General features: G+C 65.8%; 29 protein-coding genes and 1 pseudogene. 15 read left to right on the forward strand and 15 right to left on the reverse strand.

The features are described 5' to 3' along the window. The first annotated feature begins 19 nt into the window (after window positions 1-19). Both AAFP35_RS00355 and AAFP35_RS00360 read left to right on the forward strand, forming a co-directional pair. On the forward strand, window positions 20-796 hold the full coding sequence (locus AAFP35_RS00355) for an IclR family transcriptional regulator (protein WP_419219523.1): 777 nt from the start codon (window positions 20-22) through the stop codon (window positions 794-796). A 62-nt stretch (window positions 797-858) separates the two neighbouring features. After that, window positions 859-2388 (forward strand): acyl-CoA synthetase, encoded by a 1530-nt coding sequence (locus AAFP35_RS00360; RefSeq protein ID WP_419219524.1) that lies wholly within the window; start codon window positions 859-861, stop codon window positions 2386-2388. A gap of 47 nt (window positions 2389-2435) precedes the next feature. On the opposite strand, the gene AAFP35_RS00365 is transcribed toward AAFP35_RS00360, so the two are convergent. Then, window positions 2436-2867, reverse strand: a complete 432-nt coding sequence (locus tag AAFP35_RS00365; RefSeq protein ID WP_419219525.1) for a MarR family winged helix-turn-helix transcriptional regulator — start codon at window positions 2865-2867, stop codon at window positions 2436-2438. 126 nt (window positions 2868-2993) lie between these two features. On the opposite strand from AAFP35_RS00365, the gene couO reads away from it, so the two are divergent. Together couO and AAFP35_RS00375 are read left to right on the forward strand one after the other, a co-directional pair. After that, a complete protein-coding gene (gene couO / locus AAFP35_RS00370) occupies window positions 2994-3887 on the forward strand; it encodes a 4-hydroxyphenyl-beta-ketoacyl-CoA hydrolase (RefSeq protein ID WP_419219527.1) in 894 nt (297 codons plus the stop codon). 26 nt (window positions 3888-3913) lie between these two features. Further along, window positions 3914-4387, forward strand: coding sequence for a MaoC family dehydratase (locus AAFP35_RS00375; protein WP_419219528.1), 474 nt, complete (start codon window positions 3914-3916; stop codon window positions 4385-4387). 57 nt (window positions 4388-4444) lie between these two features. On the opposite strand, the gene AAFP35_RS00380 is transcribed toward AAFP35_RS00375, so the two are convergent. The 9 genes from AAFP35_RS00380 to AAFP35_RS00420 form a co-directional block, all read right to left on the reverse strand. Next, complete coding sequence (locus tag AAFP35_RS00380; RefSeq protein WP_419219529.1) at window positions 4445-5563, reverse strand: alpha/beta fold hydrolase; 1119 nt, start codon at window positions 5561-5563, stop codon at window positions 4445-4447. Between the two features lie 113 nt (window positions 5564-5676). After that, a complete protein-coding gene (locus AAFP35_RS00385; RefSeq protein WP_419219530.1) occupies window positions 5677-6825 on the reverse strand; it encodes an acyl-CoA dehydrogenase family protein in 1149 nt (382 codons plus the stop codon). Beyond that, window positions 6822-7496, reverse strand: coding sequence for a TetR/AcrR family transcriptional regulator (locus AAFP35_RS00390; protein WP_419219531.1), 675 nt, complete (start codon window positions 7494-7496; stop codon window positions 6822-6824). The genes AAFP35_RS00385 and AAFP35_RS00390 overlap by 4 nt, the downstream gene beginning before the upstream one ends. After that, on the reverse strand, window positions 7489-8682 hold the full coding sequence (locus AAFP35_RS00395; RefSeq protein ID WP_419219532.1) for a thiolase family protein: 1194 nt from the start codon (window positions 8680-8682) through the stop codon (window positions 7489-7491). Before AAFP35_RS00395 ends, AAFP35_RS00390 begins: the two co-directional genes overlap by 8 nt. Before the next feature lie 147 nt (window positions 8683-8829). Next, a complete protein-coding gene (locus tag AAFP35_RS00400) occupies window positions 8830-9150 on the reverse strand; it encodes a putative quinol monooxygenase (protein ID WP_419219533.1) in 321 nt (106 codons plus the stop codon). Between the two features lie 71 nt (window positions 9151-9221). Beyond that, window positions 9222-9824 (reverse strand): TetR/AcrR family transcriptional regulator, encoded by a 603-nt coding sequence (locus AAFP35_RS00405; RefSeq protein ID WP_419219534.1) that lies wholly within the window; start codon window positions 9822-9824, stop codon window positions 9222-9224. A 13-nt stretch (window positions 9825-9837) separates the two neighbouring features. Beyond that, complete coding sequence (locus AAFP35_RS00410) at window positions 9838-10530, reverse strand: ABC transporter ATP-binding protein (RefSeq protein ID WP_419219535.1); 693 nt, start codon at window positions 10528-10530, stop codon at window positions 9838-9840. Then, window positions 10527-11615 (reverse strand): ABC transporter permease, encoded by a 1089-nt coding sequence (locus AAFP35_RS00415; RefSeq protein ID WP_419219536.1) that lies wholly within the window; start codon window positions 11613-11615, stop codon window positions 10527-10529. The genes AAFP35_RS00410 and AAFP35_RS00415 overlap by 4 nt, the downstream gene beginning before the upstream one ends. A 97-nt stretch (window positions 11616-11712) precedes the next feature. After that, on the reverse strand, window positions 11713-12348 hold the full coding sequence (locus tag AAFP35_RS00420) for a TetR/AcrR family transcriptional regulator (RefSeq protein WP_419219537.1): 636 nt from the start codon (window positions 12346-12348) through the stop codon (window positions 11713-11715). Window positions 12349-12452: 104 nt separating this feature from the next. Here AAFP35_RS00420 and AAFP35_RS00425 point away from each other — a divergent pair, with 104 nt between their 5' ends. The 3 genes from AAFP35_RS00425 to AAFP35_RS00435 all read left to right on the forward strand — a co-directional run bounded on the left by AAFP35_RS00425 (window position 12453) and on the right by AAFP35_RS00435 (window position 15246). Next, entirely contained in the window at window positions 12453-13514 is a 1062-nt protein-coding gene (locus tag AAFP35_RS00425) for a Rieske 2Fe-2S domain-containing protein (protein WP_419219538.1), read from the forward strand. A 79-nt stretch (window positions 13515-13593) separates the two neighbouring features. Next, window positions 13594-14679, forward strand: coding sequence for a dihydrodipicolinate reductase (locus tag AAFP35_RS00430; protein ID WP_419219539.1), 1086 nt, complete (start codon window positions 13594-13596; stop codon window positions 14677-14679). An 81-nt stretch (window positions 14680-14760) separates the two neighbouring features. Beyond that, window positions 14761-15246, forward strand: coding sequence for a PPOX class F420-dependent oxidoreductase (locus AAFP35_RS00435; RefSeq protein ID WP_419219540.1), 486 nt, complete (start codon window positions 14761-14763; stop codon window positions 15244-15246). Window positions 15247-15321: 75 nt separating this feature from the next. Here AAFP35_RS00435 and AAFP35_RS00440 read toward each other — a convergent pair whose 3' ends face one another. Beyond that, window positions 15322-15885 (reverse strand): type 1 glutamine amidotransferase domain-containing protein, encoded by a 564-nt coding sequence (locus AAFP35_RS00440; RefSeq protein WP_419219541.1) that lies wholly within the window; start codon window positions 15883-15885, stop codon window positions 15322-15324. A 91-nt stretch (window positions 15886-15976) separates the two neighbouring features. After that, on the reverse strand, window positions 15977-17194 hold the full coding sequence (locus AAFP35_RS00445; protein ID WP_419219542.1) for a PucR family transcriptional regulator: 1218 nt from the start codon (window positions 17192-17194) through the stop codon (window positions 15977-15979). 126 nt (window positions 17195-17320) lie between these two features. Here AAFP35_RS00445 and AAFP35_RS00450 point away from each other — a divergent pair, with 126 nt between their 5' ends. Further along, window positions 17321-18832, forward strand: a complete 1512-nt coding sequence (locus tag AAFP35_RS00450; RefSeq protein WP_419219543.1) for a flavin-containing monooxygenase — start codon at window positions 17321-17323, stop codon at window positions 18830-18832. 9 nt (window positions 18833-18841) lie between these two features. Here the strand turns inward: AAFP35_RS00450 and AAFP35_RS00455 are convergent, their stop codons facing one another. After that, entirely contained in the window at window positions 18842-19375 is a 534-nt protein-coding gene (locus AAFP35_RS00455; protein WP_419219544.1) for a hypothetical protein, read from the reverse strand. 43 nt (window positions 19376-19418) lie between these two features. Here AAFP35_RS00455 and AAFP35_RS00460 point away from each other — a divergent pair, with 43 nt between their 5' ends. The 3 genes and pseudogenes from AAFP35_RS00460 to AAFP35_RS00470 all read left to right on the forward strand — a co-directional run. Further along, complete coding sequence (locus tag AAFP35_RS00460) at window positions 19419-19715, forward strand: hypothetical protein (protein WP_419219545.1); 297 nt, start codon at window positions 19419-19421, stop codon at window positions 19713-19715. After that, entirely contained in the window at window positions 19646-21127 is a 1482-nt protein-coding gene (locus AAFP35_RS00465) for an NAD(P)/FAD-dependent oxidoreductase (protein ID WP_419219546.1), read from the forward strand. Before AAFP35_RS00460 ends, AAFP35_RS00465 begins: the two co-directional genes overlap by 70 nt. A 584-nt stretch (window positions 21128-21711) precedes the next feature. Then, window positions 21712-22026 (forward strand): annotated as a pseudogene (locus AAFP35_RS00470) (hypothetical protein); the annotation flags it as partial. 32 nt (window positions 22027-22058) lie between these two features. On the opposite strand, the gene AAFP35_RS00475 reads toward AAFP35_RS00470, so the two are convergent. Next, entirely contained in the window at window positions 22059-22841 is a 783-nt protein-coding gene (locus AAFP35_RS00475; RefSeq protein WP_419219547.1) for a sulfite exporter TauE/SafE family protein, read from the reverse strand. 61 nt (window positions 22842-22902) lie between these two features. Here AAFP35_RS00475 and AAFP35_RS00480 point away from each other — a divergent pair, with 61 nt between their 5' ends. Continuing rightward, window positions 22903-23325, forward strand: coding sequence for a CoA-binding protein (locus AAFP35_RS00480; RefSeq protein ID WP_419219548.1), 423 nt, complete (start codon window positions 22903-22905; stop codon window positions 23323-23325). 1 nt (window position 23326) lies between these two features. Here AAFP35_RS00480 and AAFP35_RS00485 read toward each other — a convergent pair whose 3' ends face one another. Further along, complete coding sequence (locus tag AAFP35_RS00485; RefSeq protein WP_419219549.1) at window positions 23327-24211, reverse strand: LysR family transcriptional regulator; 885 nt, start codon at window positions 24209-24211, stop codon at window positions 23327-23329. A 104-nt stretch (window positions 24212-24315) separates the two neighbouring features. Here AAFP35_RS00485 and AAFP35_RS00490 point away from each other — a divergent pair, with 104 nt between their 5' ends. The 3 genes from AAFP35_RS00490 (at window position 24316) to AAFP35_RS00500 (ending at window position 25869) form a co-directional block, all read left to right on the forward strand. Then, complete coding sequence (locus AAFP35_RS00490; protein WP_419219550.1) at window positions 24316-24693, forward strand: YybH family protein; 378 nt, start codon at window positions 24316-24318, stop codon at window positions 24691-24693. Window positions 24694-24766: 73 nt separating this feature from the next. After that, window positions 24767-25342, forward strand: a complete 576-nt coding sequence (locus AAFP35_RS00495; RefSeq protein ID WP_419219551.1) for a hypothetical protein — start codon at window positions 24767-24769, stop codon at window positions 25340-25342. 47 nt (window positions 25343-25389) lie between these two features. Further along, a complete protein-coding gene (locus AAFP35_RS00500) occupies window positions 25390-25869 on the forward strand; it encodes a hypothetical protein (RefSeq protein WP_419219552.1) in 480 nt (159 codons plus the stop codon). Window positions 25870-25922 lie beyond the last annotated feature (53 nt).

A 25922-nucleotide genomic window follows, 5' to 3' on the forward strand; every position in this document is an offset into this window, starting at 1 on the left:
CGAGTGCGGAGGCATTGTGGTGGCCGGTAACACAGGCTCTCCTGGACAGTCGGTCACTGCGCGCGCCCTGGCCGTCCTGGGTGCGTTCGACCGTGCCCACCGGGCGCTCACTCTCACCGAGATCGCCGATCGCGCCGGACTCCCGGTGCCCACCGTGTACCGACTTGTCCGTGAACTCGAGACCTGGGGTGCCCTCGTCCGACGTCCCGACAACGCCTTCGTGATCGGTCGGCGGATGTGGGACCTCGGATTGTTGGCCCCCATCCAGTCCGGGATCCGGGAGATCGCGGCGCCGTTCCTGCAGGACCTCTATGCGGCAACGCTGGCGACCGTGCACCTCGCGGTGCGTGACGGTACGCAAGTGCTCTATCTCGACAGACTGTCCGGACGGGCATCCGTGCCGGTGGTCAGCAGGGTGGGTAGCCGCCTCCCGTTGCATTCCACCGGTGTCGGCAAGGTGCTGTTGGCCCATGCGCCGGACGAGGTCCGGCGTGCCGTGATGGCCGATCTGCGGCCGATGACACGGCACACCATCGTTGCGCCCGGTGTGCTGGACCGGCAATTGCGCCAGATCCGCCACCAGGGCTTTGCGACGACGACCGAGGAGATGACCCTGGGCGCCTGCTCGGTGGCGGTGCCGATCCGCAACGGTGACGATGTCGTCGCTGCGCTCGGCGTCGTGGTCCCGGCGTTGGGTCGCAATCGTGCCTCGCTGGTGTCGGCTGCCCAGGTCGCCGCGCAGGGTGCAGGCCGAACGCTCCATTCGGTCTCTCCGTCACGCACCGACAATCATTGACATAGTCAACGATTGGAGAATATGGTGATCGGCACCACAGTCTCGGCGATGAGGAGCACACCATGCGCAATCAGGGAGTGGGCACATGGCCATACCGGAGGGCGCGTCAGGTTCCGGACGCGATCGCGATCGTGTTCCGCGACGAGGAGTTGACCTACCGCGAACTGTCGGAGCGTGCGACGCGCCTCGCGCACGCGCTCGCCGAGCTCGGTGTCGGGCCGCGCGACCGGGTGGCCCTGATCGGGATGAATCACCCGTCGTATCTCGAGACGCTCTTCGCTGCAGGCCTTCTCGGAGCTGTCATGGTGCCGCTCAACGCGAGACTCACCGCTCCTGAGGTCACCTTCGCATTGCGCGACTCGGGTGCGCGCGTACTCATCCACTCAGGTGCGCTCGCCGATGTCGCGGTCGCGTCTGCGAACGAGGCTGGGATCGATCACCGTGTCGTCGTCGATGGTAGCCCCGATGCGGGTGCGGTCGGCTATGACGCGCTCATCGCGACCGCGGGCACCGAACGAATCGACCACGTTGTCGGACACGATGATCCGTGTTTCATCATGTACACGTCGGGCACCACCGGCAATCCCAAAGGTGTGGTCCTGACGCATGGTGCCGTCACGTTCGCGGTGATGAATCCGATCATCGACCTCGACCTGTGCAGCGACGAGGTGTCGTTGGTGGCGGCTCCGCTGTTCCACACGGCAGCAATGAACTTCGTCTCGTTGCCGACCCTTCTCAAAGGTGGGACCGTCGTCATCGAGGAGGGTTTCGAGCCCGGACGCGCCCTGCGCATCATCGCCGAGCGCAGGGTCACCTATTCGTTCGGTGTGCCGACGATGCTGGATGCGATGAGTGCGCATCCGGACTTCGCCGATGCCGACCTGTCGTCGATACGCCGATGGATCGTCGCGGCGGCTCCGGTGCCACCGCGTACTCTGCAGACCTACACCGAACGCGGCGTGAAGCTCTGTCAGGCATACGGACTCACCGAGACCGGCCCGGGTGCGCTGGTGCTGACACCGAACCATGCCGAGCGCAAGGTCGGCTCCGCGGGGGTGCCGCATTTCTTCACCGATGTGCGCATCGTCGATGCCGACGGCGTCGAGACCGAGTCCGGTGAGCGCGGCGAGATCCAGATCCAGGGTCCGAATGTCATGCGCGAGTACTGGAATCGGCCTGACGCCACCGACGATGCGTTCACCGGCGACGGCTGGTTCCGGTCCGGTGACGTCGGAGTTCGTGACGACGAAGGCCACGTCACCATCGTCGACCGGCTCAAGGACATGATCATCTCCGGAGGGGAGAACATCTACCCGGCCGAGATCGAGGCGGCGATCCTGGGGATTCCGGGTGTCGTGGGATGCGGAGTCTTCGGTGTCGCAGACCGCAAGTGGGGTGAGGTCGGTTGCGCCGCGATAACTCTTGAAGACGGTGTGGACCTCACCTATGTGGATCTGGAGGCGCATCTCGTCGGCCGTCTGGCGCGATACAAGATCCCGAAGTCGTTGGTGGTACTCGACGCGATTCCCCGCAACGCGACCGGCAAGATCCGTAAGGACCGTCTTCGTGCGATGTTCTCGAATGCCGGGTGATCAGCGCGGATCGAATGCCGGCGCCGGAGCGAACCTCGCGGGCCGAATCAATTCGCGAACACCATGTGGTGGAGCAGGTTTCGCACCGCATCGATGTGTTCGGCGTCGTTGCCTGCGATATGACGTTCGGCAACGTCATTGCTGATCGTACGGGCCTTGCCGCACAGTTCACGCCCGGGCTCGGTGGCGACGATCAACTTGTTCCGACGATCGTCTGGGTCGATGGTCCGCATCACCAGATTGCGACCCTCCAGATCGTCGACGAGCGCGACGATCTGACTCGGATCCAATCCGACATCGGCGGCCAGTCGGCGCTGGGTGATCCCGTCGTCCTCGTCGCAGACCGCGGCCAGGACGCTGTAGCCGCGGACCTTGAGTCCCAACGGCGCCATGGCCCGGTTCGTCTCCTTGACCAGGATCGCGCTGGCCCGTGTCATCAGGAACCCGAGGTCCTCGGGGAGGATTCTGCGCCGTGTCATGGGGCTCCTTCCGTCGCAGAAAGCATACCAGGGAACAATCATTGACAAACTCAATCATTGTTGTTCTACTGCTGAGAACGTGCGCGATCCCCAGGAGGAATTCATGGATCACACCGAGATGGCCCGATGACCACCCGCTACGAGTACGGCATCGACTTCGACGCGATCGAGGCGATCGATTTCCACACACATGTGGAGATCGACGGCTGTGGGCGCCGTTCGATGGACGACGAACTCATGACGGCGTCGGAGAAGTACTTCAGATCGGGCGAAGAACGCACGCCGACCATCGAGTCGATCGCCGATCACTATCGGCAACGCAATCTCGCCGCGGTCGTGTTCACCGTCGATGCGGCGTCGGCGTCCGGACACCGACCGAACAGCGTCGAGGAGATCGCCGAGCGGGCTGCCGAGTTCAACGACGTGCTCATCCCGTTCGGTTCGGTCGATCCGCTGCAGGGCAGGTCGGCGGTCAAGCGTGTGCATCGGTTGGTCGACGACTACGGCGTGAAGGGATTCAAGTTCCATCCCAGCATGCAGGGATTCGAACCGAACGACCGGCAGTTCTATCCGCTGTACGAGGCGATCACCGAATGCGGTGTACCGGCGCTGTTCCACACCGGACAGACGGGCATCGGTGCCGGACTACCCGGCGGGCACGGGATCAAGCTGCGGTACTCCGATCCGATGCTGCTCGACGACGTCGCCGCCGACTTTCCCGACCTGACCATCGTGATGGCACATCCGGCGGTGCCCTGGGTGGACGAGCAGATCTCGATCGCGACCCACAAGGCGAACGTCTACATCGATTTGTCCGGGTGGTCGCCGAAGTACTTCCCGCCGCAGCTCGTTCGGGCCGTGAATTCGATGCTGCGCCACAAGGTCCTGTTCGGGTCGGATTTCCCGGTGATCCAGGTGGACCGTTGGCGGAACGACTTCGCGACCCTCGACATCAAACCCGAGGTCGTGCGACTCATCTTCAAGGACAACGCCGAGCGTGTGCTAGGCATAAAGAGCTGAACACCCCTGATCTCGAGGAGCCACCGATGACCACCGCCGCCACCACTCATGTAGCCGCCCTGGCCGATCTCGACGAACTCGTCGGCAAACAGGTCGGCGTCAGCTCCTGGTTCCCCGTCGAGCAGGAGCGTGTCAACACGTTCGCCGACGCCACCGGCGATCAGCAGTGGATTCACGTCGACGTGGAGCGTGCCACCAGGGAGAGCCCGTTCGGTGGGCCCATCGCCCATGGCTACCTGACCTTGTCGCTGATCGTCCCGATGTGGGGTGAGATCCTCACCGTCGACAGCATGAAGATGGGGGTCAACTACGGCCTCAACAAGGTTCGGTTCACCAAGCCGGTACCCGCGGGCGGTCGGGTGCGGCTCAACGCGACGCTCAAATCGGTCGAGCATCTGGAGAAGGGCGGTGTGCAGGTGACCGTGGACGGACAGATCGAACTCGAGGGCTCCGACCGTCCGGCGGTTGTCGTCGAGGCGGTGTACCGCTACTTCGAGTGACGCGCTGCCGACGGGGCCGATCAGCGGTGGCGTCCACCGAGCGGCACGACGGGTCGTTCACCCGCCGTTCGTGACGCTCGGCTTCGCGGGGCGTCGGCCCTCTCCGTCGGAATCGTCGAGGGCCGTGAGGAATCCGTCGATCCGGGGCCAGGTCTCGGCGACTGCCTCGGTCCCCGCGATGAGGCCGAGGTGGCTGCTCTCCACGGTGGTGAAGTGGACAGCGGGCGAATCCGCGAACAGTTCCACACCGTGGTGTGCGGCAGCCCAGCTGACGATCGCGTCGCGGTGGCTGCCGAACAACTGGATGGGCACGTCGATCGACGTCAGATCCACCTGACGGTCGTCGAAAGTCAGGACGCCGCTGGCTATCTCGTCGCGGTAGACGAGATTGTTCCACATCTGTTCGGCGAGCCTTCCCGGGTAGCCGGGCATCGAATCCTGGAACCAGTCGATGACCTGCATGCGTGCCAATGCCTCCGTGTTGTCGGCGTTGCGCATGATGTATCCCGGTTTGCGGAGTTCCCGCTGCCAGGCCGTCGCGCGGTATGCGATGCGGACCAAGGGTGCCGGGATACCGCCGAGTGCCTTCAGAGCGTAGGTGACCGGGGCCGGTCCGATCGGCCGTACGATCTGCTTCACCAGCGGATACGGCTGGACCAGAGAGTAATTCAGCGGTGTGGCGACGGCCGTGATCGATCGCACGGGCAATTCCGGATGTGCGGCGACGGTCAGGAACGACACGGTCCCGCCGAGGCTCCAGGCGACGAGATCGACGTCAGCGCGCTCGCCGCCATTCGTCTCCCGGTGGTCGTCGAGCACGCGCGTGATGGCTTCCGGGACGATGTCGTCGAACAGATCCTCGAAACCGAGATGGCGGTCGGCGTAACCCATCTCGCCGTAGTCGAGAACGTACGGGATCCGCCCCGTCGCCACCAGATGCGCGACGACGGACATCTCCGGTGCCAGGTCGTAACACCGGGCCGACACCGCCAGTGGCGGCACGAGCAGCACGGGCGGGAGTCCCAGGGAACGCGCGCGCTCGAGGTCCGACTCGGAGCCGTGCCGACGCAGCGTTCGATGCTCACCCTCGGCGATCACCGTGTGTGGCGTGGGCCGATCGTCGACGACACGGTCGCCACGGGTGATGCGGTACAGGGTGCGGACCTCGTCGAACATGGGTCACGATGCTACGGACGGTGACCGCGCAACCGAAATCGTCCCCGTGGCCGGCCGAGGGGAATAGCCCTTCGGCCGGACGTCACGGGGACGATGCGGAGCAGATATCCGGTCTAGAGACCCATGCTGCGGCCGATGATGTCCTTCATGATCTCGGTCGTGCCACCGAAGATCGTCTGGATGCGGGAATCGGTGTACGCGCGGGCGACTCGGTACTCGTTCATGTAGCCGTAGCCACCGTGCAGCTGGACGCACTGGTCGATGACCTTCTTGGCGAGCTCGGTGCACCACCACTTGTTCTTGGACGCGTCGACCGCGGTCAGCTCACCGTCGACGACGGCCTGCAGGCACCGGTCGATGTACTGCTCGGCGATGTCGAGCTCGGTGGACATCTCCGCGAGCACGAACCGGTTGTGCTGGAACGACCCGATCGGCTGGCCGAAGGCCTTGCGGTCCTTCGTGTACTGCAACGTCTCCTCGAACACGGCCCGGGCGCCCGCGATGGCACCGACACCGATGGACAGCCGCTCGGATGGCAGGTTGTGCATCAGGTGGTAGAAGCCCTTGTTCTCCTCGCCGAGGAGGTTGGCCTTGGGCACGCGCACGTTGTTGAAGTGCAGCTCGGCGGTGTCCGCGGAACGCAGACCCATCTTGTCCAGTTTGCGCCCGCGTTCGAAGCCCTCCATGCCGCGCTCGACGACGATCAGGGAGAACGCCTTGTGTCCCGCAGCCGGATCCGGGTTGGTGCGACACACCACCACGACGAGGTCGGAGTTGATGCCTGCCGAGATGAACGTCTTGCTGCCGTTGACGATGTAGTGGTCGCCGTCGTCCTTGGCGGAGGTCTTGATGCCCGCCAGGTCGCTACCGGCACCCGGCTCGGTCATCGCAACGGCGAGGATCGTCTCGCCGGTGGCCATCCCGGGCATCCAGCGCTTGCGCTGCTCGTCGTTGGCAAGATTCAGGAAGTAGGGAACCAGCACATCGTTCTGGAGGCTGAGTCCCGGTGCGGCGCTGCCGAACCGGGCGAACTCCTCGACGATGACGGCGTTGAAGCGGAAATCGTCGGTGCCGCCACCGCCGAACTCCTCGGGGATGTTGAAGCCGAGCAGTCCGGCATCGCCGGCCTTCTTGTAGGCCTCACGATCGACGACGCCCTCGCGCTCCCATCGCTCGACGTGCGGGGCGCATTCGCGGGTGAGGAACTCGCGGGCGCTCTCCCGCAACTGCTCGTGCTCGGGCTCGAAAACTGTGCGCTTCATGGCTTGTGATCAACTCCTGGATCGGTATGGACATGGGTGGGGTCGGCGCCGACGGCGCGTAAGGACAGATCGGTGTAAGACCGCGCGACCTCGGTGGGCGAGCGGGCACCAGAGGTTCGATACCACGTGGTGACCGCCTGACATGCGCCGAGGAGATAACGCAGGGCCTCTTTGACGTCGCCCCCGATGTGGAACTCGCCGCTGTCGATGCCGCGGCGTAGGACGTCCTCGATGAGTTCTTCCATCTCCGAACGCATCGCCACATAGTGGCGGCGTCGCTCGTCGTCGGGGTCGACGTGACGGAACTCTGTTGCCACGCCTGCTAATTCGAGGTCACCGGTCATGTGGAGCACGATTGCCTCGATGGCATTGGCCAGCTGCTCGGTCGGCGTCGTCGCCTCGGCGATGGCAGCGTTCACCCGAGCGAGTACCGCACTCATCCCGGCTTCCAACAATGCGATCAGGATGCCGAGCTTGTTGTCGTGATGGTAGTAGAGCGTGGGCAGCGAGACGTCGGCGCGCGAGGCGATGTCGCGGATCGAGGTCCCGTGGAAGCCGCGGGCGTGGAAGGCGTCCTTGGCCGCGGCCAGGGTGACCGGCAGCGGGATCGGTTCGATCCGCCGCCAGCCACCCGCCGTCGGAGGTGTTGTGGTGCTGATGGATTCAGACACGTTCGATGATCGTGGCGTTGGCCATGCCCGCGCCCTCGCACATGGTCTGCAATCCGTACCGGCCGCCGGTCGCCTCGAGGTGATTGACCAGTGTGCTCAGCAGACGGGTGCCCGACGAGCCGAGCGCGTGGCCGAGAGCGATCGCTCCGCCACGCGGGTTGAGCTTGGCCGGGTCGGCCCCGAACTCGTGCGCCCAGGCCATCGGCACCGATGCGAAGGCCTCGTTGACCTCGTAGGCGTCGATGTCGTCGATCGACAGTCCCGAACGCTCGAGGATCTTGCGGGTGGCCGGGATCGGTGCGGTCAGCATGAAGATCGGGTCGTCGCCGGCGAGGGCGAACGAATGGAATCGAGCCCGCGGGGTCAGCCCCAGCTTGGCGGCCATGGTGTCACTCATGATCAGGGCGCCCGATGCTCCGTCGGTGAGTGGCGACGAGTTGCCCGGCGTGATGTGCCAGTTGATCTCCGGGAACCGCTTGGCCTGGTCCTCGGAGTAGAACGACGACTTCAGGCCGGAGAGCCCCTCGGCCGTGGTCGAGGCGCGCACGGTCTCGTCGACGGTGTGGGTGATCTGCGTGCCGTCGGCGGTCGTCACATCGATCGGGATGATCTCGCGGTCGAAGAACCCGTCGCTCGCGGCTGCAGTGGCGCGGCGGTGCGATTCGGCGGCGAAGGCGTCCAGTGCTTCCCGGTCGAACTTCCACTTGGCGGCCACCAGTTCCGCCGAGATGCCCTGCCCGACAAGTCCTTCCGGGTAGCGCGCGGCAATGCTGGGTCCGTAGGGGCTACGTCCCACGGTGGTGAATCCCATCGGCACCCGGCTCATCGATTCGACACCGGCCGCGATCACGATGTCGTAGGCGCCTGCGATGACGCCCTGTGCCGCGAAGTGCGCCGCCTGCTGGCTGGAGCCACACTGCCGGTCGACGGTCGTGGCAGGCACCGATTCCGGGAATCCCGCGGACAGCAGTGCGGTGCGGGAGATGTTGAGGGCCTGCTCGCCGGCCTGGCCGACGCAACCGCCGATGACGTCGTCGACCAGTGCTGGGTCGAGATCGTTTCGGCTGACGAGTGTGCGCAGCACGTGGGCGAGCAGTTCGACGGGCTGGGTTTCCGACAGTGCGCCGCCCGGCTTGCCCTTTCCGGACGCGAGGCGGACGACGTCGACGATGACGGCTTCGGGCATGAGAGGTCCTCTTCTCGGTTGTGTGAATCCGAAATCAGCAGGTCAGAAAGCTCTACGGCGCGCCGATCTAACGCTCGTTCTATTTGTCTAGCACGACGCCGCCCGCGGGAGCAATAGTCCACGGGCGGCGTCGGGAAAAGACTGTTGTCAGATTGCGCCGAGGTTCGCATCACCGGCGGGTACCGCGGTGAAGGTCTTGACGTCGAGCGGTGCGGCGAGCAGGCCGCCGATCGCCTTGCCCAGTGCGGTCAGTGCGGGGGCGCGACCGTGGGTGACCAGGGCGTCCATCGATTCCCACTTCTCGATCATCACCAGGTCGGTCGAATCGCCCGTGGCCTCGTGCAGCGCGTACTTGCCGCAGCCGGGCTCGGCGTGCACCTCGGGAATGGAGGCGAGGACGGCGTCACGAACGGCGGCCTCTTCGCCGGGCTTGGGGGAGATGGTGGCGACGACGATCACTGGGGACATGAGTGTTGGCTCCTGGTTGGTGTCGATTGTTCCGAACACCGACTGACGTTAGCCGTCGTTCTGCGGCGTCTCTAGGGTGCAGGAGTCAGCAATCCTCGAATTGCCCGGAGCAGGTACTCGCGGACCTCGTCGGACCGGTCGGGTGCGTCGGGCGAGTCGATGCGTGCGGCAGACAGCACGAGCTGCTGCATCAGTGTGGCCACGACGCGTTGTTCCTCGGGTGCGGTGACACCGGCCTCGGCGAGGGTCTCGAGCAGGGGCCGGATCAGATGGTCGTGGCTGGTCATCAGCTCATCACGGGTGCTCGGGTCGAGTTCCGGGATGATGGTCGAGATACGGGTGATCAGTTCATGTTCCGGGCTGGCGGCGTACTCGAGTTGGTCGAGTGCCCATGCCTCGATCCGGCTTGGCGCGGGATCGTCGGACTCCAGGACCCTCGCGGATCTCTCGATCTGCCGGGGTAGCTCCTGTTGGAACCAGCGCACCAGGATGTGTGCCTTGTCCGGGAAGTAGCGGTACAGAGAATTCCGCTTGAGGCCGATCTCCGTCGCGATGTCACCGATGGTGACGCGGTCGTACCCTCGCTCGGTGAACAGCCGGATCGCCGTCGTGAGGACGGCGGCTTCTTGTTCGGCGACATGTTCGGCGACACTCGCGGCAGTGATTCTGGGCATGGCCCAACCGACGTTACCCAGTCGGCGTGCCGGTCGGTACGAGCAGACGGCCCGCGGAGAGATGCCTCTGGACGTCGGCGTGGGCCAGCGGGGTGCTGTCGTGGGTGACGATGATCGTGGCCAGGCCGCGCGCGGTGGTCTGCTCGGCGAGAAGCCCGGCGACCTGTTCGGCGGACTCCCGATCCAGTGCGGAAGTGGGTTCGTCTGCCAACAGGACACGCGGCTGCGCGATGAGCGCACGGGCGATGCCGACCCGTTGCCGTTCGCCACCGGACAGTCGGCCCGGCAGCACATCGGCCTGGGCGCCGACGCCCAGGTCATCGAGCAGCCGGCGTGCGCGGTCGGTGATCCCTCGCCGGCGGCCGAGGACGTGACCGACGAGTTCGAGTTGTTCGATGGCCGTCAGGTTCGGGATCAGATTGGCGTTCTGGTAGACGATGCCGACCTTGTCGCCGCGCAATTGCGTGCGCTGTCGGTCCTTCAGTCCGGCGGTGGACATGCCGTCGATCAACACGTCCCCCGACGACGGTCTGCGCAACAACCCGGCGATTGCGAGCAGCGTCGATTTGCCGCTGCCCGAGCGTCCGGTGACGATGGTGATCTCCCCGGCGGCGACGTCGAGATCCACGTCGTCGAGCAGCACGCGTTCCCCGGCTCCGTCGGCGATGGTGGCGCGAATTCCGCGCAACGCCAGAGTTGTTGTCATGCTTCTGCTCCCAGTGCAATCGATGGTTCGATCCGGCTGATGCGGCGCAGCGTCACCGCGCCACCGACGATTCCGGCTATCGCGAGGATCACCGCGGATGTGACAACGCTGCCGCCTGAGAACTGCACGGGTACGGCTCCGCCGGACATCGCGACGATCACTGCCGCACCGAGGGCCGTTCCGACTACGGTTGCGGCGACGACCACGATGGCGATCTGCGCCAAGCCATCTCGGATGACGTACCAGCTCGACGCGCCCATCGCCTTGAGCACCCCGATCTGCCGGACACGTTGCAACGTCAGTACGGTGAAGAAGGCCCCGACGATCAGAGCCGAGATGACCAATAAGAACACCCGGATCATCGTCATGGTCTGAGTCTCCGCCGAATATCCCGGCGAACCGGCGTAAGCATCGGTCTTGGTGAGAGTGTCGGTTCCGGCCGACCGGTCGATTGCGGCGACGTCGGTCCCCGGCGGAACCCGTAGCGCGACAGCGGAGAATCGTCCGTTGGCATCGGTGCCGTAGGTGATCTGCTGCCAGGTGGACAGTGAGGTGAAGGCCAGATCGACGTGCCCGTAGGACCCCGCGAAGGTGAACCCGAGTACTGGCAGGGTGACCCCGCCCCCTCCGATGCTGAATCGGTCGCCGACGCGAATCCCCTTCTCCTCGAAGGCGTGTGACAGGACCAAGCCCGGTGGTCCGGCCAGGGCGGCACGCGCGTCGTCACGCTCGACGAGGAAGCTGTCGGCGGTGACACCGAACAGTGCGAGGTCGATGCTCTCGTGCGCGCCGGCGTCCGAAGAAGCGTTCACGAACGACACCCCCAGGGGAGATGCCTCCGCATGATCACGCCATTTCTCGAGTTGTGTGTCGTCCACGGTGGAACGGGAGAAGGTCGCCTGCGCATGCGGTGCGAACGCCAGGTGATCCAACGGCAGGTCACGCAACCCCGACGTGCCCTGTTGGACCAAGCCGTCGCTGAGGCCGACGACAATCGTCGACAGCACCGCGACGAGCACCACGACCACGCCCACCAGGCCGAATCTGCGCCACGACCGCCGCAATTCTCGCAGGGCCACGAACATCCGATCACCTTCTCAATCTTGTCGACACTACGTCGCCATCATAGCGACGAGGTGTCGACAAAGAACTGTGGCGTCGGACACGGGGGTGTGAAGGTGCTCAGTTGTGAGAGTGCGGCGAAAGGTAGGCGACGATCGAACGGGTGAGACCGCGTCGCGCCTCGTCGAGGTCGGAGTATGTGCCGAGCTGAGCCTCGGACACCAGTCCGCGTAGGGCGGCGGGGAGGAAGGCGGCGACCTCCTTGACGCGCGCGGGGTCGACGTCGAGATCGGCAAAAGCCTTCTGGCACGCGTGTGTCCAGCTGTCCTTCCATGACGCGAGCTCGGCCGCGGTGTTGGGGTAGAGGCGTTCGAGTTCGGCGTGATCGCGCGGCAACGCGGCGCGTAGGTTCTCGATTGCGCGTGCGTCTGCCGAGGTCGTCAGTCCGGCGAAGAGCGTCTCGATGATCTCGCCGACCCGTTGCGGCAGCGGTGACCGGTTGTTCTCCCGGTAGGGCAGTTCGCCACGCCGCTCGGCTGTTTGGCGGAGCACCGCAGCCCACAGGCCGTCGACGTCACCGAACTGGTACTTCACGGTGCCCCAGGTGGCGCCCGCGGTCTTGGCGATTCGGTTCGCGGACACCGAGCCCGGCGAACCCGAGGCCAATGCGGTGACGGCGGCATCGAGTATCGCTGCTCGCCCGGCGGCCCCGCGCCGGTTGCTGCGCCGGCCGTCGACGCGGGCTTCGGTGGTCATGGCTGGAGTCTATCCCGGGAAATAGTTTTCGTAGAACCCTCTTCCATTGTTTCGTAGAGCTCACTACGATTCATTGCAGCACCGCTTGCGAAAGGATGTATGCCGTGGCAAAGACGCCCTTGTCGATGGAGCCGACCGGGTGGTTCCAAGTGGCCTGGTCGGACGAGATCAAGCCGCGCGATGTGCGCAAGATGACGTACTTCGGTCGGGAGATGGTGGCGTGGCGTTCCGCCGCCGGGCAGGTGTCGGTGTTCGATGCCTACTGCGAGCACCTCGGCGCGCATCTCGGTTACGGTGGGCACGTGGAGGGCGAGAGCCTTGTCTGCCCGTTCCACGGCTGGGAGTGGAACACCGAAGGGCGCAACGTGTGCATTCCCTACGAGAACCATCCCAACAGGGGGCGGCGGATTCGCGGTTATCCTGTCGTGGAACGCAATGCGGCGGTGTGGATCTGGTTCGACGTCGACGGGCGGGCACCGCATTTCGACGTGCCGGACATCTTCGCAGACTTCGGCGACGACAAGACCGAGGCCGACTACTACCCGCCGGTCCCCGGTGCCACGCTGTTTCGCGAACGGTTGGAGATCCACCCGCAGTACATCATGGAGAACGGTGTCGACTTCGCGCACTTCAAGTTCGTTCACAAGACGCCGTTCATGCCGGAGTTCACCCGCCACGACTTCTCGGGGCCGGTGTCCTACGTCGACTTCACCATCGCCTTCGACGAGGGCGCAACTCTCGAGACCGCCACCAGCGGAGTCGAATCCATCAACGCAGGCCTCGGATGCTCGGTGACCAAGAGTTGGGGGATGATCGACAATCGCACGATGCCGGCGGTCACACCGGTGGACGAACACACGTCCGACGTCCGGTTCACGGTGTGGATCGGACGCAAGCCCGGTGAGGAGTCGGGTGATCTCACCGACTATGGAAAGACAATGGCGGACTTCGTCATCGAGCAGTTCGAGGCAGATATCGAGATCTGGGCGCATCAGCGATACTCGGATCCTCCGGCCTTGTCGCGCAAGGAGTATCAGGGCTTCACCGCCTTACGCCAGTGGGCCCGGCAGTTCTATCCCGACGGTGGGCCGGAAGGCCTCGATCCGGCGCGGCCGGAGAGCGGGGCAATCCTCGCCGGCGCGGACCATCGGGCCACCACCGGTTGATCCCCCGCTCGACCCGAGCCCGGTCGCACGTGCGGGCCATGTACGTCGAATCCCCATACGACAGAAAGGCATCACAGAGATGAGCACGACAGGGAAAGTTCGCGTCTTCCAGGTGGCCACCGGCAACCTCGGTACGGAGATGATCGGCCGCATCCAGAGTCATCCCGATCTGGAACTCGTCGGACTGCATTGCTACACCCCGGAGAAGATCGGCCGTGACGCAGGCGAGATCGTCGGCCTCGATCCGGTCGGCGTCATCGCGACCGGCACGGTCGAGGAGATCATCGCGGCCAAACCCGACGTCCTCACCTTCCACGGTGTGTTCCCCGACGAGGCCCTCTACGTCAAGGTGCTCGAAGCGGGCATCAACATCGTCACCACGGCGGACTGGATCACCGGATTCCATCGCGACGTCAACCACCCACATCCCAGTGGACGCAAGGCGTCCGAGGTCATCGACGAGGCCTGCCAGAAGGGTGGTGCGACCTTCTACGGAACGGGGATGAACCCCGGTGCATGCCAGATCATCGGCGTGGTGCAGTCGATGGACGTGGCCGACATCGAGAACGTCACCGTCACCGAGTCCGTCGACGTGTCGTGCCATCACTCGGCGGAGACGTGGCGCGAGGTCGGTTACGGTCTGCCCGTCGATGATCCGGAGTTGCCGGGCAAGCTGCGCAAGTACACCGAGGTCTTCGCCGATTCGGTCTACCTGATGGCCGACTGCTTCGACCTCGAACTCGACGAGGTGACCTTCAGCTACGAACTCGGTGCCTGCACCAAGGACGTGGACCTCGGTTGGTATCAGCTTCCGCAGGGTTCATTGGGCGGCAGCTACATCAAGTACCAGGGCATGATCGACGGCGTCGCCCGGGTCGAGTCGCACCTCGAATGGCAGATGACCCCGTACACCGATCCGTCGTGGGACATCAAGGGCTGCTACATCACCCACATCACCGGAGACCCGTCGGTCTACAGTAAACACATGATCTTCCCGAAAGCCGGTGTGGACCTGTCCAATCCGGATTCGTTCGCCTCGATCGGCATGACGGTGACCGGCCTGCCGGCATTGAACTCGATCAAGCAGGTCGTCGCCGCCCGGCCGGGGATCCTCACGAGCGCCGACATGCCGTTGCGCGGATTCGCCGGTCGTTTCAAGATCTGAATCGCAATTCGTAGTAATAATCCGCACCCAGCGCGGATTATTACTACGAAATCCGTTTGGCCCCGAGCGTAGGGTCGGATCATGGCCAGAACCGTTGCGACCGCGAACAAAGTGGACCGAGAAGCGCTCACCGAATTCCTGCGCCCTCGACACCGAATGATCCTCAGCACCGTCCGCTCCGACGGCACACCACAACTGTCTCCGGTCAGTGGTGGCGTGGATGAGCAGGGGCGCATCGTCATCGCGACGTATCCGGGACGCGCGAAGACGACCAATGTGCGGAACACGCCGGTGGTCAGCGTCTGTGTGCTCTCGGACGAGTGGAACGCCCCGTGGGTGCAGGTCGACGGTGACGCCGAAGTGCTCGACATGCCGGAGGCCGAAGACGCGCTCGTCGACTACTTCCGCAGCATCTCCGGCGAACATCCCGATTGGGACGAGTATCGGGCCGCCATGCGGACGCAGGGCAAGTCGCTCATCCGGATCACCCCGACGCGGTGGGGCCCGGTCGCCTCGGGCGGGTTCCCGGCCGAGGTCGCCGAGAGGCTGGACGCGGCTGACGGCTGATCTGTCAGCTCGTGCTTCAGCCCTCAGCGACGTCGGTCGGCAACCCGCCCGTGGCGACCGAGGCGCATCGGCCGATCAGACACGAGCCTTCGCGAACTCGGTGACGAGGGCTGCGTTGAAGGCTGGCAGGTCGTCAGGGTTGCGGCTGGTGATCAGGGTGCTGGGTCCGGAGCGGTCCACGACGACCTCCTCGTCGACCCAGGTGCCGCCGGCGTTGCGCACATCGGCGCGCACGCTGGGATACGAGGTCAGGGTGCGGCCGCGCACGACTTCGGCCTCGATGAGCGTCCAGGGGGCGTGACAGATCGCGGCGACCGGCTTGCCCGCCTCGAAGAATCCCTCGACGAAGGCGACCGCGGCATCGACGGTGCGCAGGTAGTCCGGGTTGGCGACGCCGCCGGGGAGCACCAGCGCGTCGAAGGAGTCGACCCGCGCATCGTCGAGGGTGATGTCGACGGGAAAAGTGTCGGCCCTGTCCAGATGGTTGAAGGCCTGCACGGTCCCGCTGTCGGTGGACACCAGCATCGGCTTCCCGCCGGTGGCCTCGACGCTCTTCCACGGCTCGGTGAGTTCGACTTGTTCGGTGCCCTCCGGTGCGACGAGGAAGGCGACGGTCAGACCGTTGAGTTCTTCTGGCATGGTTCGAGTCCTTTCGTCGAGTCGTCGGTCGGGTACCCGCGGCCCTGGTGCGGTAAACGGAGGTCGTCGATGGCCGGGATCTGCTCACCGGTCATCGCTCCACCGGCCGCCAGCGAAGGATCTCGAGCGCGGCGGCCACGTCGACGAGGTTGTCGGCGACCGGTTGTGGCAGCAGTTCGTCGGCGCGGGCGAGTCGTCGGATCACCGTGTTGCGATGTGTGTACAGGGCCTCGGCGGTGCGGGAGGTGTTGCACTGCAAGCTGATCCACGTCCGCAACGTGACGATCGTGTCGTGATCCGCGGTGCGCAGCATGCCGAGGGTGTCGGTGAGGAACTCCTCGGTCGCGGTGGGATCGGCGCTCAACAACGACACCAGCCGGATGTGCTCGTACCGGGCGATCTGCTGCGGAGAGGTCAACTGTGCCATCAGTCGCTGCGTGGACAGCGCCTGGAAGTGGCTGCGCCGGAACCCGTCGAGACCAAGGCCGGGGCGACCGAAGGCGACGCGGACCTGCGGATGGTCGGGGCTGTGCTCGATCGTCGGCACCACCGAGGTGGGCAGCCAGACCCACAACGTCGCGGCGCCCGCCACCACGGTGAGTCGCTGCCGGGCATCGGCGGATCGTCCGACGGCGTCGGCCACCGCTTCGAGTTCGCGGGTGGCCGAGCCTGCGCCGCTGCTCCAGATGACAGCGGCCAGCTGCGGGCCTGCGAGTCGGTAGCCGAGTTGCGTCTCGGCCCGTTCGGTGGGGATGGGCGCACCCTCGAGGAGCAGGGCGACCGCGTCCCGACGTTCGGCATGCGTGCCCCGCGTCAGGTCCGCTCGTTCGCCGGCCATCGCCGACGACATCGCCGCGACGGTGTCGTCGATGAACGTCGCGATCGAACGTGACGACACCTCGAGGAGTTCGTGCAACTCGTCGGCATCGTCGGTCAGGCCGAAGCAGACATCCATCCATCGCCGCCAGGCCACGTTCTGTGCCGTGCGAAAAGCATCGAGAGACGACTCGTCGAGGCCGCGTCGGACCAGGTCACGCGCGATGTCGAGGACCTCGCCGCCCAGCTCAACCCGTACCCGGCGACCAGGGTGGCGGACGTTGGACGCCGCCCAGTGCCGCATGTTGGCGAGGTTGGTACGACGCGTGCCCTCGGCCAGCACCGGGTCGTCGGCGATAGCGGCCATGCGGACGCCGCTCAACGACGCCGAATGCATTTCCTCGAGCCAGTCGTCGGGCGGATGTAGTGCTTGTTCGGCGCCGCGCCGCAACAATTCGCGCGTCCGCAGCGACGGGGTGAACCACTCCGACATCCGAACAGTATGCACCTCTGAAAGCGGTCATGTGTTGCACTCTGACCCTGGCATCGCGGCGGTTCGCTCAGCATGCTGGAAGCAGGACTTCTTCAGACCACAATCCACAACCGACAGGAGTAGCCGGTGACCTCTTCGACCGCCACGGAGACCGTCGACGTTCTCGTCATCGGTGCAGGGATCTCGGGTATCGGCGCGGCCCGGTACCTGAGCGTCGAACACCCCGACAAGACATTCGCCATCGTCGAGGCCCGCGCCGCCGCGGGCGGGACCTGGGATCTGTTTCGTTATCCCGGTATCCGGTCCGACTCGGATCTCTACACCTTCGGCTACGAGTTCAAGCCGTGGCGCGACAAGGAGGCGATCGCCGACGCCGATCGGATTCTCGCCTATCTGCACGAGACCATCGACGAGAACGGGCTCGCCGAACACATCCGCTATCAACACCGGGTGGTGTCGGCGGCCTGGTCATCCGACGACGCACGATGGAGCGTCGAGATCGATCGTGCCGACACCGGTGAGCGCGTCACGATCAAGGCGCACTGGATCTTCTGTGGTTCCGGCTACTACCGCTACGACGAGGGGTACACGCCGCAATTCGAAGGCCGCGAACGGTTTCGGGGTCAGATCGTGCATCCTCAGCACTGGCCTGCCGACCTCGACTACGAGGGCAAGCGGGTCGTCGTGATCGGCAGCGGGGCCACCGCGGTGACGTTGTTGCCTGCGCTGGCGGAGAAGGCCGCACACGTCACGATGCTGCAGCGCACGCCCACCTACATCATCCCGCTGCCCCGAGAGGACGCGATCGCCAACGCGCTCAAGCGGTTCCTCGGTGACGAGCGGGGCTATGCGTGGACACGGCAGAAGAACATCGCCCAGCAGCGCATCACATTCGAGTTCTGCCAACGGTTCCCGTCGTTGGCCCGACGAGTGATCCGCGGTGTCAACAAGTCTCAGTTGCCCGACGGGTACCCGGTCGACGAACACTTCCATCCGCCGTACAACCCCTGGGATCAGAGGTTGTGCGTGGTCCCCGACGCCGACCTGTACCGGACTCTCCGCAAGGGCACGACATCGGTGGTCACCGACCGCATCGACACGTTCACCGAGAACGGCATCAGGCTCGAGAGCGGCGCCGAACTCGACGCCGACATCATCGTGACGGCGACCGGGCTGAACATCCAGGTGTTCGGTGGTGTCGACATGAGTGTCGACGGTGAGCCGATCTCGTTGCCGGACACCGTGGTCTATCGCGGCATGATGCTGTCGGGTGTGCCGAACTTCGCGATGGCCATCGGGTACACGAATGCGTCGTGGACGCTCAAGGTCGGCCTGCTCTGCGAGTACTGGTGCAGGCTGATGGGGTACATGGACGCACACGGTCACGACACGGTGTGGGCCGAGGCCGATCCGGACATGCCGACGCGACCGCTGCTCGACTTCGGCGCGGGATATGTGCAGCGCGCGATCTCGACGCTGCCGAAACAAGGGCCGGAGGCTCCCTGGCTGATGTCCATGAGCTACTACCGGGACCGGAAGGTGCTACGGCACGGTGACGTCGCCGACGAGTTCCTGCACTTCGCCACGGCATCGGAGACGTCGCACCGGCCGTCGGAGAAGAAATCGGCCGTCGTCTGAGACCGATCGTCAGTGGCTGTGCGCGAGCACCTGAATCGCCAGCACGACGAAGGCGAGCAAGGCCAAGGTCACGAGCGCGGCGAGCTTCTGCCACCACGTGACCCGCGCCTTGCGCACCGCGAGCCAGGCGATGAGGACGAGCGTGCCGATGTAGATGTAGCCGGCCACCAGGAGAGCGGTGCGCAGGGTCAGCACGTCGAGCCACGCCAGCACGATCGAGATCAGCGGCGCCAGCATCGTCCCGAGGGCACCCGCGGCGGCCCGGAGAATGCCGACGAGGTCTGCACCGTGCGGAAACTCTCGGTGGACGGCGAGGTGCGCGATGCCGTCGGACGCGAGTCCGGCCAGAGTGATGGCGACGACACCGACGAGGAGTACCTCGAAGGCGTAGGCGGCATCATGACCGTCGGCGCTGTTGTACACGACGAGCACGATCGCCAAGCCGGTGAAGGCCGCGTACACACGCTCTTTGAGATACATCACCTGAGCATGTGTCGACGAGTCCGGATACTCGGGCGCGGAGGTGTCCTCTGCCTCGGTCATGGCTCTCATTGTGACCTCAGATCGGGGGCATAGTCTCGACTCCATGAGCATTGATTCGACAGTTCTGGTGTCTTCGGCCGGCCTCGTCGGCGGTTATGCGGCGGCGCGTTTCAGCGGGCGGCGTGAACTCGGAGGACTCGTACTGGCCGGAGCGGGCGCGTGGTGCACTCGGCAATGGGCGCGGCAGACCCCGGCGGCCGCGGCCGGGCTGCTCGCGGGCTACCTGGGCGCGTTCGGGTTGTCGCACCCGCTGGCGAAGAAGATCGGCGCATGGCCGTCGGTGCTGACCGTGACCGCGGCGACGGCGGGGGCTGCCCAGGCGGTGACGCGCAAGGCCTGACCGTCGTGGCCGGGGTCGAGGCGACGACACCCGCCATGACCAACACCGGCGGATCCGCAGGCACTTCTGGAACAATCGGAGCGGTGAGCCTGCGTGCGGATTCATCGACGGACCGGCGTCCCCATGTCGTGATCGTCGGCGGCGGTTTCGGCGGTCTCCATGCCGCGCGGCGGCTGAAACGGGCGGCCGTGCGGGTGACGGTGATCGACCGGGGCACCAGCCATCTGTTCCAGCCGCTGCTCTACCAGTGCGCGACCGGGCTGTTGTCGGAGGGGGCGATCTCCAGTCCGATCCGGCACCTGTTGCGCAGGCAACGCAATGCCGACGTGGTACTCGGCGAGGCATCCGACATCGATGCGGCGGCACGGACTCTCACTGTCGACCGTGTCGACGGTACGACCATGTCGATCACCTACGACCACCTCGTCGTCGCGGTGGGTATGCGCACGAGCTACCGGGGAGCAGAGCGACTCGCCGATTTCTCGGTGGGTATGAAGACGCTCGACGACGCACTCGCCATCCGGCGCAACATCATTGCTGCGTTCGAGATGGCGGAGTCGCTGCCCGACGCGGCGCAACGTCGTCCGTGGCTGACCTTCGCGGTGGCCGGTGGAGGCCCCACCGGTGTGGAACTCGCCGGGCAGATCCGTGAGGTCGCGACGATCGCGCTCGAGGACGAATTCCGGACCATCGACCCGGCCGAAGCCCGAGTTCTGTTGTTGCACGGCGGGGATCGGGTACTGCCCTCGTTCAGCCCGGGGCTCTCGTCGAGTGCACAGAAGACCTTGGACCGGCTCGGCGTGGAGACCCATCTCGGCGTGCACGTCACCGATGTGACGGCCGACGAGGTGGAGACGACGGACAAGCAAACACATGAGAAGGTCCGGTATCCGGTGAAGACGGTGCTGTGGACCACCGGCGTCGAGGCGGTGCCGTTCGCCGGCGCGGTGGCCCGCGCGCTCGGTGCGGAGCAGGGCCGTGGCGGTCGCATCCCGGTGGAGGCCGATCTGTCGGTGGCCGGTCATCCGGAGATCTGGATCGTCGGGGACGTCAGCTCGCGTGACGACCTACCCGGAGTCGCCGAAGTGGCCATGCAGGGTGGGCGACACGTCGGGGCGGTCATCGCGGGTTTGAGTGAGGGCCGCACCGAACGACCTCCGTTCCGCTACCGCGATCTCGGTAACGCCGCGTACATCGCACGTCGTCACGCGGTGGTGGAGTCCGGCCGACTGCGTCTGTCGGGTTATGTCGGCTGGCTGGCCTGGGGAGCGATCCACATCGCCTTCCTCGCCGGCATCCGCAATCGTCTGGGAACCGTGGTCAACTGGGGTACCACGTTGCTGACGGACTCGCGGCGCGAACGCGCGATCACCTACGGGGACCCGGAGACCGCTCGCCAACCGTACCGGTGAGCACGGGGTCTGGCGGGGCCTGACGGTCACGGAGTCTCGATACGGTGCCTCGGCTGGCGCCTCGGCGCCTACTCGACCAGCGGGGAGGTGGGCCTATGTCGGCTGGTCGAGTAGCGTCCGAGCGTAGCGAGGCCGGGTATCGAGATCTCGTGCGTGGGTGCCAACTTCGATAGGGTGCCTCGGCTGGTGCCTTGGCGCCTGCTCGACCGGCGGGGAGGTGGGCCTGTGTGTGCTGGTCGAGTAGCGTCCGAGCGTAGCGAGGCCGGGTATCGAGATCTCGTGCGTGGGTGCCAACTTCGATAGGGTGCCTCGGCTGGCGCTTTGAGCCTGCTCGGCCAGCGGGGAGGTGGGTCTATGTTTGCTGGTCGAGTAGCGTCCGAGCGTAGCGAGGCCGGGTATCGAGATCTCATGCGTGGGTGCCAACCTCGATACGGTGCCTCGCTGGCGCTCTGAGCCTGCCCGACCAACGGCGGGGCGGATTCTCGTCGGCCGGGCCCTACGTCGAGTTGTTTACCTGTCGGGTAGTGGATTTCGTGCAGATCCGCCTCGCACACTGGGGATACCACGCGAGCAAGGAGACGGACATGGAGATCCCCCGGATACGCGAATTCCCGGCGCCGACGAAGCCTCCGACGACGTCGAGCCCTCGGTGGCTGACGATCGTGATGCGTTGTGACCGTGCGGGTTCGGCCTGGTTCATCGGCGCCGGGTTCTTCTTCGCGCCGCTGTTACTGGTGCTCGCACCGTGGCGTGCGGCGGTGGTGGTCGCCTGGATTCTGATCTCGGTGTCGGGACTCTGGCTCGGGGTGCTGGGCATATTCATGGCGATCGGACTCGGCAAGGTGCTGCGGGCAGGTGACGAGATACCCGAACAGTACTGGTGGGCGTTGCTCGGCTGGAATCCCACGCGCGAGTCCGTAAGCGGGTCTGCTCAGGTCGTGAGCAGCCGCCACAACCCGATCAGCCCGACCACCACGATCACCGCCCGCAGTGCCGTGGGTGACAGACGGCGACCGTACCGGGCGCCCGCGAAGCCGCCGATCAACGAACCTGCGGCGATCAACAGCGCAGCGTCCCAATGGATTCGATCGAATGCGACGAGTGCGTAGGTCACCGCGGCGACCACGTTGACGACGAGGGCGAGCAAGTTCTTCGCCGCGTTCATCCGCTGCAGGTCGTCGGGGACGATGACGCCGAGCGCACCCATCAGCAGAATGCCCTGAGCGGCCGTGAAGTACCCGCCGTACACGCCGACGGCAAACGTTGCGGTGACCATCGCGGCGATCCGCGGTCCGCTCAACGTGGTGCGGTGATGACCGGGAACGCCGACGCGGTGTCCGACCCAGCGCGCAATCGCGGGTTGCGCCACCACCAGGACGAGGGCCGCGACGAGCAGGACCGGCACCACCGCCTCGAACACGGTCTCGGGTAGATGCAGGAGCAGCCAGCATCCGACGATGGCGCCGAGAAAGGACGCCGGAATCTGCCAGCGCAGCTGTGGCCATTGACCGGCCAGCTCCCGGCGATAGCCCCATGTCCCGGATACCCCTCCGGCCACCAGCCCGATCGCATTGGAGATCGTCGCGCTCACCGGCGGCACACCGAAGGCGACGAGCGTGGGGAAGGTGATCAACGTGCCGCTGCCGACCACGGCATTGATGGCCCCGGCCCCGATCCCGGCGGCGAAGACGGCGAGCAACTCCCAGGCGGTCACCCTGTCGAGGGTGCACGTCGGTCGGGGAAGGGCGCCGGGCGGGGTGGTTAAGCTCGAGAGCATGACCACAACCGACGAGGTCGTCGAACAGATCCTCAGCACGTACGACACCATCACCGTGGTGGGAGCCAGCGCCAATCCGGAGAAGGCGGCCAACGAGGTGCCCGCCTACATGCGCGAACAGGGCTGGCGGATCATCCCGATCAACCCGCATGCCGACGAGATCGTCGGTGAGAAGGTGTACCGGTCCCTCGCGGATGTCCCGGAGCAGATCGGATTGGTGGACGTGTTCCGGCCGTCCGCCGACGCGCCCGAGGTCGCCCGGCAAGCCGTTGCCGCGGGCGCGAGCGCACTCTGGCTGCAACTCGGGATCGCATCGCCCGAGGCGCGTGAGATCGCCGAACAGGCCGGCCTGCTCTACGTCGAAGACCGGTGCCTGATCATCGAGCAACGTCGGACCGGGCTGCAGCCGCCACGGGGCTGACTCACACGGCGACGGATCTGTCGTCGGTGCCGAACGACTCGCGGGCCCGGGTGAGAAACGCGGCGACCGCCGGTGCCTCCGGAAGACGCCACACGAACCCCAGCGACGTCGGCTCCTCGATGCCTCGGATCGGTCGACCGACCACGTGTGGACGATCAGCCACGATCGATTCGCTGAGTACTCCGATCCCCAGGCCTCCGGCGACGAGTTCGATGACGGCCTCCGGGGACGACGCCTCCATGCCGATGCGCAGGTCGCCGACGGCACGGTCGAACACGGATCGGATGCCCGCTCCCGGGGGCAGCCCCACCAGCGGTTGACCGCGGAGATCTTTCACCGACACAACCCGTCTCGCCGACAACGGGTGGCCGGTCGGCAAGACCGCGACGACCCGCTCCCGCACCACCGGCCAACGGCCGAGGCCATCTGGCAGATCGTCGGCGTAGCCGGCCAACGCGACATCGAGTTCACCGCGCACCACGCGTTCGACGAGCCGATCGGAGGCCGCTTCGGTGAGCGAGAGCTCGACGCCGGGATGGTGTTCGCGGAACAGGCCGAGCGTGGTGAACAGCGGCCGGACCGTGCATCCGTCGACCATGCCGACCGAGAGTGTCCCGCGCAGAACCTGATTGACGTCGGCGACGGCTTGTCGCACCGAGTCGGCCGCGGCGAGGGCATCTCGTGCGGCAGGCAGTGCGGCACGTCCCGCGCCGGTCAACGTGACGCGGCGTGCCGAGCGGTCGAACAGCGGGGCACCCAACTCGTTCTCGAGCGCGCGGATCTGCGCGCTGATGTTCGGTTGGGTGGTGTGCACCCGAGCGGCCGCCGCGGTGAATCCGCCCTCGGCAGCCACGGCGACGAAGTACTCGAGTTGCCGAAGATCCATAACTCTTGATGATAGTCCGCATCAAAACAATCAGTTGGAGTTCTGGCGCGTCCGAATGGACCCTGGATGTCGAAGGTTGACATCCGATACACCGAGGAGCGCACATGTCCGAGCACCCGATCCGTCCCGTCGCGACCTCGCCCGAAGACATCACCCGACTGTTCGTGGAGTTCTCGAACGCCGGCGATGCCGACGGCGTGGCGTCGCTGTACCACCCGGACGCGGTCATGGCCTATCCGCCGGGCCGGGTCACGCGCGGTCGTGACGCGATCCGGGACATGTGGGCGGGCGTATTGGCCCACCGCCCGACCTTCACGCCGGAAACTCCGCTGCCGACAATCTGTTTCGGTGCGGATCTGGCGCTCACGTCGACTCCGCCCGGAGACGGTGCGGGTGCTCGCGCGCAGGTCGTGCAGCGACAGGACGACGGGTCGTGGGTGCGGATCATCGACCAGCCCGAGTTCCAGACGCCGACGGACTGAATCGTTGCGGGCAGGTCTTCACAGGAGTGTTAGCGTCGAAGGAGGGGTGTCGATCGCCTGAAGGAGGCGGATCATGAACACTCTTGGAAAGCGCGCTCTACGACGAACCCTCTCGATCGTGACGGGTGTCCTGCTCGCGGCGGTACTCGCCCTCGGTTCCGGGACCGTGTCACATGCCCAGATCGACACCAAGCGCGGCGTGACCGGACAGGTGATGCTCGCCAAGCAGGCCGACTGCAAAATCGCACCCAACGGGCTGACCGCACGTGATGCGGCATTCACCGTGTTCTCACCGAACCGCGTGGGCGCCAACGTGCGGACCAAAGTGATGCGGCTGATCAACGGCAAGTCCAGTCCGATGCCCGGCGTCGCCTGGTCGGGCTGGCGTCGCGTCACACCGGTCCAGCCCGTGCAGTTCCCGGGTGGCGATGTGTGGACGATGAACACCCGGGTGCGGCTCGAGGTCGGCCACCTCGTCGAATTCTGGGGTCTGCGAGGCGGACTCCTCGGGTCGACGGCGGCGGTGCAGAACCGGTACCTGACGGTGCACAGCGGGGCTCCCGACTTCGGGTCGCTCGGCCCGTGGCTGCCGGTGCATCGTTTCTGTGACACACCACCGCTGACCGGGTCGGCGAGCGCGGGCGGCTAAAGTCGAGGCATGGCACTTCCGTCGCACGCCGGGGTGAGGTGGACAGCATGATCGCCGTCCTCGTCATCGTCGTCACGATCGTGGTCGCACTGGCCGTCCTCGGCGGCGCCGCCTGGTTCGCCTGGGATTCGGATCGGCGCGTGAAGAAGTTCGCGCGGTCCACCGATCTCGTCCCCGGACAACCCGGTCGTGCGCCGGGCGAGTGGACCACGGCGACATCGCGGGAAGCGTTGCTGCATCGTCGAATTCGCTATGCCATCGCCGACGTGCACGCCAACCCGGCGATACCGCACTATCCGGAGGCCCTCGCGGCCCGCGATCGTCTCGACGGTGCGGTGTTCGACCTCGACGACAAACTCATCGCTGCCTCTGAACTCGGCGACGACGAGGAGAAGACGGTGCGACTCGACGCAGCGGAGTCGGCGATCTCGGTGCTCGAGGAACTCCCCAAGAAGCTCTGGGAGGCTCCCACCGACACCCAGATCGCCGATATGGACAAGGTGGCCTCGACACTGCAAGGGGTTTGACCCCCGCTAGTGTCGGGCGGTGATGTCCGACGGCGAGAACAAGGCCCCGCTCC

It is taken from the genome of Gordonia sp. CPCC 206044, assembly GCF_048537895.1.
GTDB lineage: Bacteria > Actinomycetota > Actinomycetes > Mycobacteriales > Mycobacteriaceae > Gordonia.